The sequence below is a fragment of the Streptomyces sp. NPDC050211 genome (genome assembly GCF_040656035.1).
Classification (GTDB): Bacteria; Actinomycetota; Actinomycetes; order Streptomycetales; family Streptomycetaceae; genus Streptomyces.
In genome coordinates, this window is record NZ_JBFALC010000029.1 from 69846 (window position 1) to 85065 (window position 15220).

At 70.8% G+C, this 15220-nt stretch carries 11 protein-coding genes; 5 read left to right on the plus strand and 6 right to left on the minus strand.

The window, feature by feature from the left end:
* Positions 1 to 34: 34 nt before the first annotated feature.
* The 4 genes from AB0I98_RS26570 to AB0I98_RS26585 all read right to left on the minus strand — a co-directional run bounded on the left by AB0I98_RS26570 (position 35) and on the right by AB0I98_RS26585 (position 5022).
* Positions 35 to 1258: a branched-chain amino acid ABC transporter substrate-binding protein gene (locus AB0I98_RS26570; protein ID WP_362946006.1), complete on the minus strand. Its 1224-nt coding sequence runs from the start codon at positions 1256 to 1258 to the stop codon at positions 35 to 37.
* 225 nt (positions 1259 to 1483) lie between these two features.
* Entirely contained in the window at positions 1484 to 2164 is a 681-nt protein-coding gene (locus AB0I98_RS26575; protein ID WP_362945913.1) for a hypothetical protein, read from the minus strand.
* Positions 2165 to 2226: 62 nt separating this feature from the next.
* Positions 2227 to 2694 (minus strand): hotdog fold thioesterase, encoded by a 468-nt coding sequence (locus AB0I98_RS26580; protein WP_362945915.1) that lies wholly within the window; start codon positions 2692 to 2694, stop codon positions 2227 to 2229.
* 48 nt (positions 2695 to 2742) lie between these two features.
* Complete coding sequence (locus tag AB0I98_RS26585) at positions 2743 to 5022, minus strand: FdhF/YdeP family oxidoreductase (RefSeq protein WP_362945918.1); 2280 nt, start codon at positions 5020 to 5022, stop codon at positions 2743 to 2745.
* 221 nt (positions 5023 to 5243) lie between these two features.
* Between AB0I98_RS26585 and polA the strand changes: the two genes are divergently transcribed.
* Together polA and AB0I98_RS26595 are read left to right on the plus strand one after the other, a co-directional pair.
* Positions 5244 to 7970 (plus strand): DNA polymerase I, encoded by a 2727-nt coding sequence (gene polA, locus AB0I98_RS26590; RefSeq protein ID WP_362945920.1) that lies wholly within the window; start codon positions 5244 to 5246, stop codon positions 7968 to 7970.
* Positions 7971 to 8188: 218 nt separating this feature from the next.
* A complete protein-coding gene (locus AB0I98_RS26595) occupies positions 8189 to 8593 on the plus strand; it encodes a hypothetical protein (RefSeq protein WP_362945923.1) in 405 nt (134 codons plus the stop codon).
* Here AB0I98_RS26595 and AB0I98_RS26600 read toward each other — a convergent pair.
* Complete coding sequence (locus AB0I98_RS26600; protein WP_362945926.1) at positions 8529 to 9368, minus strand: DUF4184 family protein; 840 nt, start codon at positions 9366 to 9368, stop codon at positions 8529 to 8531. The genes AB0I98_RS26595 and AB0I98_RS26600 overlap by 65 nt on opposite strands.
* 317 nt (positions 9369 to 9685) lie before the next feature.
* On the opposite strand from AB0I98_RS26600, the gene AB0I98_RS26605 reads away from it, so the two are divergent.
* From AB0I98_RS26605 to AB0I98_RS26615, 3 genes are all read left to right on the plus strand, one after another.
* Entirely contained in the window at positions 9686 to 11422 is a 1737-nt protein-coding gene (locus AB0I98_RS26605) for a lytic transglycosylase domain-containing protein (protein ID WP_362945929.1), read from the plus strand.
* A 169-nt stretch (positions 11423 to 11591) separates the two neighbouring features.
* Positions 11592 to 11726, plus strand: coding sequence for an SPW_0924 family protein (locus tag AB0I98_RS26610; RefSeq protein WP_155055294.1), 135 nt, complete (start codon positions 11592 to 11594; stop codon positions 11724 to 11726).
* Between the two features lie 21 nt (positions 11727 to 11747).
* Positions 11748 to 12740, plus strand: coding sequence for a DUF3068 domain-containing protein (locus tag AB0I98_RS26615; RefSeq protein WP_362945931.1), 993 nt, complete (start codon positions 11748 to 11750; stop codon positions 12738 to 12740).
* On the opposite strand, the gene hrpB is transcribed toward AB0I98_RS26615, so the two are convergent.
* Positions 12730 to 15216, minus strand: a complete 2487-nt coding sequence (gene hrpB / locus AB0I98_RS26620; protein ID WP_362945934.1) for an ATP-dependent helicase HrpB — start codon at positions 15214 to 15216, stop codon at positions 12730 to 12732. The two genes, AB0I98_RS26615 and hrpB, sit on opposite strands and share 11 nt — an antisense overlap.
* Positions 15217 to 15220: the final 4 nt, after the last annotated feature.

The following is a 15220-nucleotide window of genomic DNA, read 5'->3' on the forward strand; positions in this document are numbered from 1 at the left end:
CGTGGTGTGTTGCTGTTGCTGCTGGGGGCCTGGGTCAGCCGAGGTCGGCGGTGCCGGTCTTCACGGCCTTCCACTCGCCGTTCTTGACCTGGTAGACCGTGAGCTGCTTGTTGGTGGTGTCGCCGTACTCGTCGAAGGAGAGCTTGCCGGTGATGCCTTCGAAGTTGGTCTTCTGGACCTCGTCGACGACGGTGGAGCGCAGGTCGTTCATGTCCGAGGGGACCTCGCCGTCGTTGGCTTCGGCGGCTGCCTTCACGGCGTTGATGATGGCGGTGGTGGCGTCGTAGGCGTAGGCACCGTAGGCGCCGTAGTCACCCTTGTAGCCCTTGGCCTTGTAGGTCTCGATGAACGTCTTGGCGGCGGGCAGGGTGTCGGCGGGGACACCGATCGCGGTGACGAGGTCGCCCTCGGACGAGGCGCCGGCGGCCTCGATGTAGGTGGAGGCGAACATGCCGTCGCCGCCGAAGAGCGGGATCTTGACTCCGCCGTCCTTCATCTGCTTGGTGATCAGCGCGGACTCGTCGTACTGGCCGCCGTAGTAGAGGAGGTCGGCGCCGGAGTTCTTGATCTTGGTGACGAGGGAGCCGAAGTCCTTGTCGCCGGTGTTGACGTGGTCGGTGGCGACCACGGTGCCGCCGAGCTTCTTGTACTGCTCGGCGAAGATCTTCGCGAGGCCGGCGCCGTAGGTCTGCTTGTCGTCGACGACGAAGACCTTTTTCTTCTTGAGGCCGTTGTAGGCGTAGTCGGCGGCGTAGCTGCCCTGCAGTTCGTCGGTGGTGGCGGTGCGGAAGTACGTCTTGTACGGCCGCTTCTTGTCCGTCTGCCAGTTCTTGCCCTGGGTCAGCTCGGGGTTGGTGTTCGCGGGGGAGATCTGGACCATGTTGGCCGAGGCGAACACCTGCAGCATCGACTGGGCGACGCCCGAGTTCAGGGGGCCGACGGCGCCGACGGCGGTTTTGTCGCCGGTGATCGCGGTGGCGTTGGACTGGCCGGTGGCGGGCTGGGCCTTGTCGTCGTAGGCCTTCAGCTTGAAGGTGACACCGGGGACGGTCTTGTTCTTGTTGGCGTCGTCGACGGCTATCTGGGCGCCGTACTGGATGCCGAGACCGGTGGTGGAGTTCTCGCCGGACAGCGGAGCGTCCACGCCGATGGTCAGCGTCTTGCCGCCGTTGCTGCTGTCGCCGCCACTGTCGTCTCGGGAGCCGCAGGCGGTGAGCGTCAGAGCTCCGGTCGCGAGGACGGAGGTAAGTATCACCAAGGAACGTCGCACAATCAGTCCTTTCCGCAGTCACGTCCGCCCGGGTGGGGCGGCGGGTGCCGCGCTGGTACCGAACTCCCGATGGAGCGGTGACTGGCCGTGACTCTAAGCCCGGTTTGAGGGCAGCGGCATCGCCGTGCGCTGGCTTGTGACTTTCTTGTTATGACGTGCAGGTGTGCGCGGTTCCGTGGAGGGGACTGTTAACCCTTTTGGGTGACATCCCCCTCAGTCCACATTTTGAGAACTCGCACTTCCGGTTGGCCGTGCGGGCGGCGGCGGGTGTATCGGGGCGCAGGCGCCCCGGAGGAGCCGGGAAAGGTCGTGGGGGTACGCGCCTCCGAAGATGAAACTGTGGTGCTGTATTGCGCGCGTGTTACGCAGCGTTACGTCGAGAAAGGGAAGGTCCGCATCGAGGGGCACTCCCGAACAGTCGGATACGGATATCTCGACGGCGATCCGGAGGGTTGTTCCGCCGGGCACGAGGAAGGAGGGCCAGGGCACGGCGTGTGCGGTGAGCCCGTCGAAGGCGGTGCCGGAGACCTCGAGGCTGACGGGCGGCCCGTGGTCGACGTTCACGGCGAACAGGAAACGGCCGCTGGTGGCCCCGGGTTTGTGGGGGGTGGCCAGTCCGAGGTAGCGCCAGGTGGTGACGTTGGCGGGCCAGGGGACGGGGGTGTCCTGCGGTTCGGCGCGGTCTTCGGGCGTCAGGGCGGGCGGCACCAGAATTCCCGCCGCGACCAGGGCGATCGCCGCTGCGCCGAGGGCGGCTTTGCGGGTCTTGGGCGACAGCCCGGCCCAGCGCGCGCTCCAATGGTCCGCCAGTCGTGTCCGGTCCGAGCCGATGGTCGGGCAACTCTCCTCGGGCCCCGGCGAGTCGACGGGCTCGACGGGGCCGATTCCGGTCATGAGGGCCGCCTCATGGGGAAACGGTAGGGGAGCCGGGGGCGGTTGCCCAGCCGAAAACCCGGTCAGGCCGCGGGCGTTGAGACGTCCCGCAGTAGGCAGGTCAGCCGGGCGGTGCAGACCCGCCGTCCCTCTTCGTCACTGATGACGATCTCGTACGTCGCCGTGGAGCGTCCCCGGTGCACGGGGGTGGCCACGCCGGTCACGAGGCCGGAGCGGGCGCCGCGGTGGTGGGTGCAGTTGAGGTCGACGCCGACGGCGATCTTGGAGCTGCCGGCGTGGAGCATGGCGCCGACGGAGCCGAGGGTCTCGGCGAGCACGGCGGACGCGCCGCCGTGCAGCAGTCCGTACGGCTGGGTGTTGCCCTCGACGGGCATGGTGCCGACGACGCGGTCCGCGGAGGCTTCGACGATCTCCACTCCCATGCGGGTGCCCAGGTGTCCGGCGGAGAACATGGCGACGAGGTCGACGCCGAGCGCGGCGTACTCGTCGATGACCTCTTGCGGGAACTTCGCGTGCTGCTGTTCGCCCATGGGGCCAGGCTCCGTTTCGTCGTCGGTCGCATCTGACTGAGCAAACGCTCAGTCGGTCGCCGATTGTTCCAGACGTACGACGACGGATTTGCTGGCCGGGGTGTTGCTGGTGTCCGCGGTGGCGTCGAGGGGGACCAGGACGTTGGTCTCGGGGTAGTAGGCGGCCGCGCAGCCCCGCGCGGTCGGGTAGTGCACGACGCGGAAGCCGGGCGCGCGGCGCTCGACGCCGTCGCGCCATTCGCTGACGAGGTCGACGTACGAGCCGTCCGGGATGCGCAGGGCGTGGGCGTCCTCGGGGTGGACGAGGACGACGCGGCGGCCGTTCTTGATGCCCCGGTAGCGGTCGTCGAGGCCGTAGATCGTGGTGTTGTACTGGTCGTGCGAGCGCAGCGTCTGCAGCAGCAGCCGTCCTTCGGGCAGCCGGGGGTACTCGACCGGCGCGGCGGTGAAGTTGGCCTTGCCGGTGGCCGTGGGGAAGCGGCGCTCGTCGCGCGGGGCGTGCGGCAGCGCGAAGCCTCCGGGGTGCGCCACGCGCGCGTTGAAGTCCTCGAAGCCGGGCACCACGCGCGCGATGCGGTCGCGGATCGTGGCGTAGTCCTTCTCGAACTCCTCCCAGGGCGTGCGGGACGCGTCGCCGAGGACGCGGCGGGCCAGGCGGCACACGATCGCCGGCTCCGACAGCAGCTGCGTGCTCGCGGGCTCCAGCCGGCCGCGGGAGGCGTGCACCATGCCCATCGAGTCCTCGACGGTCACGAACTGCTCGCCGCTGCCCTGCAGATCCCGCTCGGTGCGGCCCAGGGTGGGCAGGATGAGTGCCCGGGCGCCCGTGACGGCGTGTGAGCGGTTGAGCTTCGTGGAGACGTGCACGGTCAGCCGGGCACGCCGCATCGCGGCCTCGGTGACTTCGGTGTCGGGGGAGGCGGACACGAAGTTGCCGCCCATGGCGAAGAAGACCTTCGCCAAGCCGTCGCGCATCGCGCGGATGGCTCGTACGACGTCGTAGCCGTGCTCGCGCGGGGGTGCGAAGCCGAACTCCTTCTCCAGGGCGTCCAGGAAGGCGGGGGCGGGGCGCTCGAAGATGCCCATGGTGCGGTCGCCCTGCACGTTCGAGTGGCCGCGCACCGGGCACACGCCCGCGCCGGGGCGGCCGATGTTGCCGCGCAGGAGCAGGAAGTTGACCACCTCGCGGATGGTCGGCACGGCGTGCTTGTGCTGGGTGAGGCCCATGGCCCAGCAGACGATGGTGCGCTCGGAGGCGAGGATCATCCGGAGGGCTTCGTCGATCTGCCGCTGCTCGAGACCGGTCGCGGTGAGTGTCTCGGCCCAGTCGGCGGCGCGGGCGGCCTCGGCGAACTCCTCGAAGCCGTGGGTGTGTTCGCGTACGAAGTCCTCGTCGACGGCGCCGTCGGTGTCGAGGATCAGCTTGTTGAGCAGGCGGAAGAGGGCCTGGTCGCCGCCGATGCGGATCTGCAGGAACAGATCGGTGAGCGCGGCGCCCTTGAGCATGCCCTGGGGGGTCTGCGGGTTCTTGAAGCGTTCCAGGCCCGCCTCGGGCAGCGGATTGACGCTGATGATCTTCGCGCCGTTGGCCTTGGCCTTCTCCAGGGCGGAGAGCATGCGCGGATGGTTGGTGCCGGGGTTCTGGCCGGCGACGATGATCAGGTCGGCCTGGTAGAGGTCTTCGAGCAGGACGCTGCCCTTGCCGACGCCGATCGTCTCGGACAGCGCCGAGCCGGACGACTCGTGGCACATGTTGGAGCAGTCCGGCAGGTTGTTGGTGCCGAACTCGCGGGCGAACAGCTGGTAGAGGAAGGCGGCCTCGTTGCTCGTCCGGCCGGAGGTGTAGAAGAGGGCCTCGTCGGGGGAGCCGAGGTTCTTCAGCTCCTCGGCGATGATGTCGAAGGCGCGGTCCCAGGTGACCGGCTCGTAGCGCTCTCCCCCTTCGGGGAGATACATGGGGTGCGTCAGCCGCCCCTGCTGGCCCAGCCAGTAGCCGGAGCGGGTGGCGAGGTCGGCGACCGTGTGCGCCGCGAAGAACTCCGGGGTGACCCGGCGCAGGGTGGCCTCCTCGGCGACCGCCTTCGCGCCGTTCTCACAGAACTCCGCCTTGTGCCGGTGGTCCGGCTCCGGCCAGGCACAGCCCGGGCAGTCGAAGCCGTCCTTCTGATTGACGCGCAGCAGGGTCAGCGCGGTCCGCTTCACACCCATCTGCTGCTGGGCGACGCGCAGGGTGTGCCCGATGGCCGGGAGCCCCGCCGCCGCGTGCTGCGGCTCGGCGACCTGCGGCGCGTCCTGAACCGGATCGCCCTGGGGCGGCTTCGTTGCCATCGCACGCTCTCCTATACGACTGCTGCCACTGCGTGTGTGAGGTACATCTCCGATCCTCGCACGCGCCGCCGACAACGCCTGCGGTCAGGCTTGCGGAGATCGCCACCACAGCTTGCGCAACCGCTCTTCACCGCACCGGCGATCGGCCACGGCGCCGGGTTCGGGCAGTGCCGAAGTCACCGCGGTCCCGACTGTCAGTGGGGCGTGGCAGGATCGGGGGCGTGGCAGAAACAGCATCGAAGAAGACCGACAGCACCCCCGGCGGCGACCGCCCGCGGCTGATGCTCATGGACGGGCACTCGCTGGCCTACCGCGCGTTCTTCGCGTTGCCCGCCGAGAACTTCACGACCGCGACGGGCCAGCCGACGAACGCGATCTACGGCTTCGCGTCGATGCTCGCCAACACGCTGCGCGACGAGGCGCCCACGCACTTCGCGGTGGCCTTCGACGTCTCCCGCAAGACGTGGCGCTCCGAGGAGTTCACGGAGTACAAGGCGAACCGCTCCAAGACCCCGGACGAGTTCAAGGGCCAGGTCGAGCTGATCGGCGAGCTGCTCGACGCGATGCACGCGCAGCGCTTCGCGGTGGACGGCTTCGAGGCGGACGACGTCATCGCCACCCTCGCGACCCAGGCCGAGGCCAACGGCTTCGACGTGCTGATCGTCACCGGCGACCGGGACTCCTTCCAGCTGGTCTCCGAGCACACCACGGTGCTGTATCCGACGAAGGGCGTCTCCGAGCTGACCCGGTTCACGCCGGAGAAGGTCTTCGAGAAGTACGGCCTGACGCCCGCGCAGTACCCCGACTTCGCGGCCCTGCGCGGCGACCCCTCCGACAACCTGCCGGGCATCCCGGGCGTCGGCGAGAAGACCGCCGCGAAGTGGATCAACCAGTTCGGTTCCTTCGCGGACCTGGTCGAGCGCGTCGAGGAGGTCAAGGGCAAGGCCGGGCAGAACCTGCGCGATCACCTGGAGGCGGTCAAGCTCAACCGCCGGCTCACCGAGCTGGAGCGGCAGGTGGAGCTGCCGAAGACGGTCACCGACCTCGAGCGGGCGCCGTACGACCGCAAGGCGGTCGCGATGGTGCTGGACACCCTGGAGATCCGCAACCCGTCGCTGCGCGAGCGCCTCTTCGCCGTCGACCCCGGCGCCGAGGAGGCCGAGACGACCCCGATCACCACGGACGGCGTCCAACTGGACGGCAAGGTGCTCTCCACCGGCGAGCTCGCCCCGTGGCTGACGGAGTACGGCACCGACACGCTCGGCGTCGCCACCGTCGACACCTGGGCACTCGGCGCCGGCTCGGTCGCCGAGGTGGCCCTGGCGGCGCCCGGCGGAGCGGCCGCCTGGTTCGACCCCTCGCAGCTGGACGAGGCCGACGAGACGGCGTTCGCCGCCTGGCTGGCCGACGCCGGTCGCCCCAAGGTCTTCCACAACGCCAAGGGCGCGATGCGTGTCTTCGCCGAGCACGGCTGGACCGTCGACGGCGTCACCATGGACACCGCGCTCGCCGCCTACCTGGTCAAGCCGGGCCGCCGCTCCTTCGACCTGGACGCGCTGTCCCTGGAGTACCTCCACCGCGAGCTGGCCCCGGCCGCCGCGGCCGACGGCCAGCTCGCCTTCGGCACGGACGACGGCGCCGAGGCCGACGCCCTGATGGTCCAGGCCCGCGCGATCCTCGACCTCGGCGAGGCCTTCGGCGAGCGGCTCCAGGAAGTGGGCGCCGCGGACCTTCTGCGGGACGTGGAACTGCCGACGTCCGCGCTGCTGGCCCGCATGGAGCGGCACGGCATCGCCGCCGACCGGGCCCACCTGGAAGCCATGGAGCAGATGTTCGCCGGCGCCGTGCAGCAGGCCGTGAAGGAGGCGCACGCGGCGGCCGGGCACGAGTTCAACCTGGGCTCGCCCAAGCAGCTCCAGGAAGTCCTCTTCGGCGAGCTGGCGCTGCCCAAGACCAAGCGCACCAAGACCGGCTACACCACCGACGCCGACGCGCTGGCATGGCTCGCCGGCCAGACGGACAACGAACTGCCGGTGATCATGCTCCGCCACCGTGAGCAGGCCAAGCTGCGAGTCACCGTGGAGGGCCTGATCAAGACGGTCGCGGCGGACGGCCGTATCCACACCACCTTCAACCAGACGGTCGCGGCGACAGGCCGCCTGTCCTCGACCGACCCGAACCTCCAGAACATCCCGGTCCGCACGGACGAGGGCCGGGCGATCCGCCGGGGCTTCGTGGTCGGCGAGGGCTTCGAGTCCCTGATGACCGCGGACTACAGCCAGATCGAGCTGCGCGTGATGGCCCACCTCTCCGAGGACGAGGGCCTGATCGAGGCGTTCACCTCCGGCGAGGACCTGCACACCACGGCTGCCTCGCAGGTGTTCGCCGTCGAGCCCACCGCGGTCGACGCGGAGATGCGCCGCAAGATCAAGGCGATGTCGTACGGCCTGGCGTATGGCCTGTCCGCCTTCGGCCTCTCCCAGCAGCTGAACATCGACGCGGGCGAGGCGCGTGCCCTGATGGACGCGTACTTCGAGCGCTTCGGCGGCGTACGGGACTATCTGCGCCGCGCGGTCGACGAGGCACGGGCGACGGGCTACACGGCGACCCTGTTCGGGCGCCGCCGCTACCTCCCCGACCTCAACAGCGACAACCGCCAGCGCCGTGAGGCGGCCGAGCGGATGGCCCTCAACGCACCCATCCAGGGCACCGCCGCCGACATCGTCAAGATCGCCATGCTCAACGTGGACCGGGCCCTGCGCGAAGCCAACCTCACCTCCCGCATGCTCCTTCAGGTCCACGACGAAATCGTCCTGGAGATCGCCCCCGGCGAGCGCTCCGCCACAGAAGACCTGGTCCGCCACGAAATGGCCAACGCCGTCCATCTCAACGTCCCCCTGGGCGTCTCAGTGGGCGCAGGCCCGGACTGGGAGTCGGCAGCGCACTAGCGATTGAGCCGAGTGGCTGGCCGTGCTGTTGAGCAGGCGGGACTGCAACGCCCCAAAAGGGGCGCGGGGAACTGCGCGACCAGCCACAAACCACCCGCAGCCCCAACACAACCGCGACCCGGCAGACGCGTGGGACCCCGGCCAACCCCCCAAGGCCCCGTCACCCGCGTGGCCCCCGCGAAAACGCCCCCACCCCCACGGCCCGTAAAGATGCCCGCATGGGTATACGCATGCTCAACCGCCGGACGGCATGGGCACTGGCGCAGGCGAACGCCGACGCGACCCCGCCCCCGCCGCCCCCACCGGTCCCGGTCTTCTCGGCCGCCGCAAGCACCGCCCGCATCCCCACCGACCTCCCGGCGGCCCTGCGCGGGGCGGCCGCAAGGCTCCGGCACCGCTTCAGCGACAGCGAGCGGCCCGCCGTACGGCCAGGGCATACACCGGACTGGCGCCTGTGGACAGACCTGGCCCGCAGCTACCTGGCCCTGGTCCTCTCCCGGCTGCCAAGGTCACGCCCCGTGCAGACCGTCACCGTGTTCACCGCGACCGCGTCCACCGTCAACGGGCGGCCGGACGGCTCCGGCTCCGCTCCGGAACCGCCGGGGACCCGCGCCACACCCTGACGCCGACGGCGTACAGCAGCAGCCCCAGGACCAGCCCGGCGCCGGCCCCGAAGCACAACGTCGGAATCAGCTCCCACGGCTCCGCCACGGACCCCCAGTAAGCCCACCAGCCCACCGCCCGCTCCACAGCGGCCACCACCGCACACCCGCCGATCACCGCACCCGCCACCCACCGGTCCCGCACCGACAGAGCAGGCACCCCGACCGGCTCGACCGACGGAGTCCGCCGCAGCGCGTACGCCACGAACACGGCGATCACGACCGCGGCGACCGCCGAGCCGCCGTACTGCAGGTACCAGTACAACGGCGAGCCCGCCACCTCCTCGCCCAGGACGGGAAACAGCCGCATCCCCCACCGGTCCAGGTGCGTGAACGCGTCCCACACGACATGGGTCAGCGCGCCGAGCACGGCGGAGACGTACCACCACAGCACCAGGGACGGCCGGACACGCGCGCGTGGCGCACCGCAGCGCACCAGGGAGGCCACTCTGCCCTGCCGTTTCCGCGGCAGCAGCGCCACCAGAGGCTCACGCATCAGCAGCCACAGCCCCACGAGAAACCAGGCGATGACCACATCGATGGTGAAGACGCCGCCGAACGAGTGGGTGACATCGCCGAATTCCATCGCCCCGGACAGGACACTCGCCGCGTAATAGGTCATGTCGGGCGCAAAGGAACCGGCCACGAGGACGGCCGTCACCAGGGGGCCGCGGCCGGTTCCGTCGGTGCGTACGGCGGGCAGCACGGCCGCCGCATGGCTCAGCGTGAACGGCAACTGCATCCCTCGCGACGGACGTTGGCGGACCTGCCGGTCCCGTTGATCATCGGCGTCCAGTATGCGGGATGACCGGCGCAGTCGTAGGGGCCCAACGAGATATGGCCAACCGGTTAAGACCCGGCTCGAACGGGTGCCCGTGGAAAGTAAGTTGTCGTAGGGTCACCTGAGTCGGCATTCCCAGGGGCGTGACCGACCCCATCAACAGAACACCGGCGGGCCCCGCGAGGGCAACCGCGGCGGCGGGCCGATCGTCCCTCAGGGCGAGCACAGCAGTCGGAGAAGGGCGCGGAGCGCCCACGGGAGGGGTTCACTTTATGGCGGCGCAATTCGGCAGGAGGCTGCGCGCAGGTGCGGCAACGACGGCCGCGGCCGCGTTGGCGGTCGCAGCGCTGTCCGCGTCCCAGGCGCCGGGCGTCACGGTCGACGACTCCGGCAGACGGACCGCCGGCGACGCCCAGTCCACCCCTGACGCGGACCCCCCTGCGGAGAGCGCGACCGGCAACTCGCCGTACTACACGGACCTGCCGCCGCTCAACACCCCCAGCCCCACGCCGACCATCGGCAGCCCCGCCGCCCGCGGCGCGGCGGAGGCGGGCATACCCGCCACCGTCCTCGACGCCTACAAGCAGGCCGCGGCGTCGCTCCGGGAGTCCAAGCCCGGCTGCAATCTGCCCTGGGAACTCCTCGCCGCCATCGGCAAGGTCGAGTCGGGCCAGGCCCAGGGCGGCCGCGTCGACGCCGTCGGCAACACCCTCACGCCGATCCTCGGCCCGCAGCTCAACGGCAACGGCTTCGCGAACATCAGCGACACCGACGGCGGCGTGTACGACGGTGACAGCTCGTACGACCGTGCCGTCGGACCCATGCAGTTCATCCCGTCCACCTGGTCGTGGGCGGGCCGCGACGGCAACGGCGACGGCGAGAAGGACCCGAACAACATCTACGACGCCGCGCTCGCCGCCGGCCACTACCTGTGCCGCTACGGCTGGGACCTGTCCACCGAGTCCGACCTGAGCAGCGCGATCCTCAGCTACAACAACTCGCAGGACTACCTCAACCTGGTCCTGTCGTGGCTGGAGTACTACCGCAAGGGCACGCACGAGGTCCCGGACGGCACGGGCACGCTGCCGAGGGACCGCAGCGACACCGGCAACGGCGGGGCGAGCACCAGCCCCTCGCCCAAGCCGCCGCGCACGCCGGGCACGCCCAATCCGAGCCCGAAGCCCCCCGCGAACGAGGGCGGCGGCTCCGGGAGCCCGAGCCCCAAGCCGCCGTCGGGCTCCCCGAGCGACCCGGGCACCCCGAGCGCCCCGAGCACGCCCACCGACACGGTGGATCACCTGGAAGACGCGGGCACCGCAGACCTCACCGCGATGGCCGGCGACACGTTCACCCAGAAGATCAGCACCCGTGCCGAGACCGAGGACGGCGAGGCGGTCGGCAAGGTCAGGATCCGCTTCACGATCACCGGCGACTCCGACGCCACCTTCACCGGCGGCGAGAGCGTGGCCACGGTCCTCACCAACGCCTCCGGTGTCGCCGTCGCACCCGCGCTGAAGGCCGGTGAGAAGACGGGCGACTTCACCGTCCGCGCCACCGTCGTCGGCCGCACCGTCAGCGCCGTCAGCTACACGGCCACCGTCACCGAACGCGTCGCCAGCGCTCTCACCCGCACCAGCGGTACCGCGCTGACCTGCCCGGCGGGCGGCGAGTTCGCCGAGCAGGTCGAGGTGAAGGCGACGTACCGGGGCGAGGCCGCGGACAAGGTCGCCGCCACCGCCACACTGATCAAGTCGGTGCTCGACCCGTCCGAGAACGACAAGGGCCCCTACTTCAAGGACGCGAACGGCAAGACCGTACGCACCCTGACCGGTCTCAAGACCGACGAGAACGGGCTGCTGAAGCTGCCCAAGCTCTACGCGGACGACACCACCGGCACGTTCCTGCTCCGCATCGACACCGCGGGCGGGGCGACGCTCACGGTCATGCTGACGGTGGAGAAGGCCGCGGCGACGTCCTCGCCGAGCCCGTCGGCGAGCCCCAGCGCGTAGCCCCTCGTACTCCCTCCCACAACTTCACACAGCTTTCTACGACAACGGCGGCGCCCCTTCACCGAGGGGGCGCCGTCGTTGTGTGTGCAACGTGTTCTCATCTCACCCGCTCGTTGCTACGGTGCCGCACCTGACGATGTATCAGTTCCGCCCGTCGGGAGGCGTCCCTATGCGCGCCCTGATCGCCGCCGCGACCGGTCTCGCCGTCGCGCTCGCCCTCGTGCTCACCATCACGGCGCTGGGCTCACCCACGGGCGAGACCTCCCCGAAGCCGCTCCTGACAACGGTGCCCGCACACCCCTGACCACCCGGGAGGGAGGCCGAGATGCGCCGCAAGGCCAGCCTGATCCTGCTCGCCCTCGCCGTGTTCTTCGCGGCGCTGTCCCCACTGCTGCGCTGGTACGCCTTCCCGCGCCTGGCCAAGATCCCGCCGAACCAGTACCAGGACATGGTCCTCGAGGCGAAGGACGCGACTCTCCTCGACTACGGCACCATGCAGGCGCGCAAGGTCCCCAAGGTCACCATCGTGCAGACCCTCAAGGGCAACGTGGAGGAGTCCGAGAAGATCGAGAAGACCGCGGGCAAGGACGTCGTCGTCTGGGACGGGCTGTCGTACGTCGTCGGCCCCGACGGCAAGATGGTCTCCAAGATCCCCGAGCGCTACATCTTCGACGCCCACACCCAGGAACCCGTCCACGCCACGGGCGAGATGGTCGACGGCGACCCGGTGCGCCGGGACGGCATCGAGTTCAAGTGGCCGTTCATGACGGAGAAACGGGACTACGAGTACTTCGACGCGCAGGCGCGCGTGACGGCGCCGATCCACTACAAGGGCACACAGGACTTCCGCGGCGTCGAGGTCTACTACTTCGAGCAGACCATTCCGTGGACGAAGGTGTCGATGCCCAAGACGATGCCGGTCCAGGGCATCACCCCGGAATCGGTCGCCAAGACCGGCACCACCCGCTGGTACACCACCGTCCGCAAGTTCTGGGTCGAACCCCTCACCGGCGCCCCCGTCTACGGCGAGGAGATCCACAAGGAGGAACTCCGCGGTGGCTCCCTGCTGGGCGACCGCGACAAGGTGACGGCGTTCGCCGGGCACGTGAAGATGCGCGAGGACTACATCGACTCCACCGTCGACCTGGTCAAGTCCAACCGCACCCTGGTCCTGCTGATGACGTCGTACCTGCCCTGGGGCTTCCTCTTCCTCGGCGCCCTGCTGCTGTCCCTCTCCCTCTACCTGGAGGCCCGCAGCCGCCGCCCCGCCGACCCCGCGGGCGTTCAGACGGCGGCACCGGAGCCGGTCAGCGCCTGAGCCGGGCGTTGGTGTGCCGGGTCGGCTCGGCGGTGGCGGGGTCCTCGGGCCACGGATGCTTCGGATACCGGCCGCGCAGCTCCGCCCGTACGCCCTTGTAGCCGTCCCGCCAGAAGGACGCGAGGTCGGCGGTGACGGCGGCGGGCCGGCCGGCGGGGGAGAGCAGATGCACGAGCACCGGCACCCCGGCGAGGCTCGGCGTCTCCTGGAGCCCGAACATCTCCTGCAACTTCACCGCCAGGACAGGCTGCTCGGGGTTGGCGTAGTCGATCCGGATTCTGGACCCACTGGGTACGGCGATCCGCTCGGGCGCGAGCTCGTCGAGCCGCGCGGCATCACCTGAGGCCCAGGGCAGCAGCCGGGTGAGCGCGGCTCCGGCGTCGATACGAGCGAGATCCGCACGGCGCCGCGCACGGCCCAGCTCCGGCTCCAACCACTCCTCCACGCGCGCGTGGAGCGCGTCGTCGCGGACATCGGGCCACGGCTCACCGAGGTGCAGCTGCAGAAAGGCGAGCCGCTGCCGCAGTACCTCGGCATCGGGGGACCAGCGCAACAGGCCGAACCCTTCCTGCCGCAGCCCTTCAAGGAGGGCATCGCGTACGAGGACGGGGTCGGGGCTCTTGAGCGGGCGCGCCGCCAGCTCGATCGCCCCGAGCCGCTCGGCGCTCCGGGCGACGACATCCCCGTCGGCCCAGTGGACCTCCTGTCCCTCGGAATACAGCGAGGCGGCGGCCGACCGAGCCCGGTCCTCGTCCACCACGGCGGCAAGCTGCACGCGCGCGTGCCCTTTGCCCACGGGCCGATTCGCCGCGGCAACGGCAATCCAGGCCGCACCCCGCAGCGCACTCCCCTCGCCGAGCTCGGCACGCGTCCCGGACGCCATGAGATAGGAGGCACCGTCGGCCTTGGCGAGGCGCTCGGGGAACGCGAGGGCCGTGACCAGCCCGACAAGACGGTCGTCGGAGTCACCGGCGGACGGCTGGGAAACCCCCTCCGAAGCGGCCCGCAGCCGCCGCACCTCCGCCCGCCAGCGGCCCGCGTAGGCGTCACCGCCACGCCGGGCGGTGCGCAGCGCGGCCACCAGATCATCCCCGTAATCCCGTGGCACCTCTTCGGAGAGCAGCGCCACGACCTCCGCGCCCCCGCCAGGGGCGTCCAGCAGGGCCCGCCCCAGCCGCGGATGCAAGCCCAGTCGCGCCAGCCGCCTGCCACGCTCCGTGGCCCGCCCGTGGGAGTCCACGGCCCCGATCGCCGACAGCACGGTCCGCGCCACCGCCATCGCCCCACCTGGCGGCGGGTCCAGCAGCGCCAGTCCGGAGGCCTCAGGATCGCCCCAGCACGCCGCCTGCAGGGCGAACGCCGTCAGGTCGGCCACCTTGATCTCCGGCGACGGGAAACGCGGCAGACGCGTGTCCTCGGCCTCCGCCCAGCACCGGTACACCGCCCCCGGCGCCTCACGCCCGGCACGCCCCGCCCGCTGCCGGCCGGCCGCCTGCGAGGCCCGTACCGTCGTCAGCGCGCTCAGCCCGCGCGCGTGATCGACCCGCGGCTCGCGCGCCAGCCCCGAGTCGACGACCACCCGCACGCCGGGAACCGTCAGAGAGGACTCGGCCACGGACGTCGTCAGCACCACCCGGCGCCGCACACCGGCGGACAGCACGGCATCCTGCACCGCCGCAGGCGCCCGCCCGTGCACCTGAAGCACCTCGACATCCCCCAGGCCGTCCAGCTGCCCGGCCACCCGCGCGATCTCCCCGACCCCCGGCAGGAAACACAGCACGTCCCCCGGCCGCTCGGCCAGCGCCCGCCGCACCACCGACGCCACATGCGCGAGCAGCGCCGGGTCGACTCGCATACCGTGCGGCGGCCGTACCGGACGCACCGGTGGCGCCCAGACCACCTCCACCGGATACGAGACCCCCTCGGCCTCGACCACCGGCGCCCCGCCCAGCAGCCGTGCCCACCCCTGCGCGTCGGTCGTCGCGGACGCGGCCACCAGCCGCAGCTCCGGCCGCAGCGTCTCCCGTACGTCCCACAGGAACGCGGCCACCGTGTCCGCGTCCAGATGCCGCTCATGGCACTCGTCGAGCACCACCACGTCCACGCCCGCCAGCTCCTGGTCGCGCTGCACTCGCTGCAGCAGCACGCCGGTCGTGACGACCTCCACGCGCGCGTGCCGCCCCACGACCCGCTCCCCGCGCACGGTGTAGCCGACGCTCTCCCCGACCTTCTCGCCCAGCAACCACGCCATCCGCCGGGCCGCCGCCCGCGCCGCGATCCGCCGCGGCTCGGCGACGATCACACGGCGTACGGGACCCTCCCCGAGGAGTCCGGACAGGGCGAGCGGCACGAGGGTCGTCTTGCCTGTGCCGGGCGGTGCCACGAGGACGGCGGTGCCGTGCGCGTCAAGGGCGCCGTCCAGTGCGGGCAGGGCGCCGCGTACGGGCAGCGCGTCCAGGGCGTCGTAACGGATCACGCAC

Bases quoted from the DNA above. Each gene is read 5' to 3' on its own strand.
- AB0I98_RS26575 (WP_362945913.1), bottom strand. From the start codon at position 2,164: ATGACCGGAATCGGCCCCGTCGAGCCCGTCGACTCGCCGGGGCCCGAG.
- AB0I98_RS26580 (WP_362945915.1), bottom strand. From the start codon at position 2,694: ATGGGCGAACAGCAGCACGCGAAGTTCCCGCAAGAGGTCATCGACGAG.
- AB0I98_RS26585 (WP_362945918.1), bottom strand. From the start codon at position 5,022: ATGGCAACGAAGCCGCCCCAGGGCGATCCGGTTCAGGACGCGCCGCAG.
- AB0I98_RS26595 (WP_362945923.1), top strand. From the start codon at position 8,189: ATGGGTATACGCATGCTCAACCGCCGGACGGCATGGGCACTGGCGCAG.
- AB0I98_RS26605 (WP_362945929.1), top strand. From the start codon at position 9,686: ATGGCGGCGCAATTCGGCAGGAGGCTGCGCGCAGGTGCGGCAACGACG.
- AB0I98_RS26610 (WP_155055294.1), top strand. From the start codon at position 11,592: ATGCGCGCCCTGATCGCCGCCGCGACCGGTCTCGCCGTCGCGCTCGCC.
- AB0I98_RS26615 (WP_362945931.1), top strand. From the start codon at position 11,748: ATGCGCCGCAAGGCCAGCCTGATCCTGCTCGCCCTCGCCGTGTTCTTC.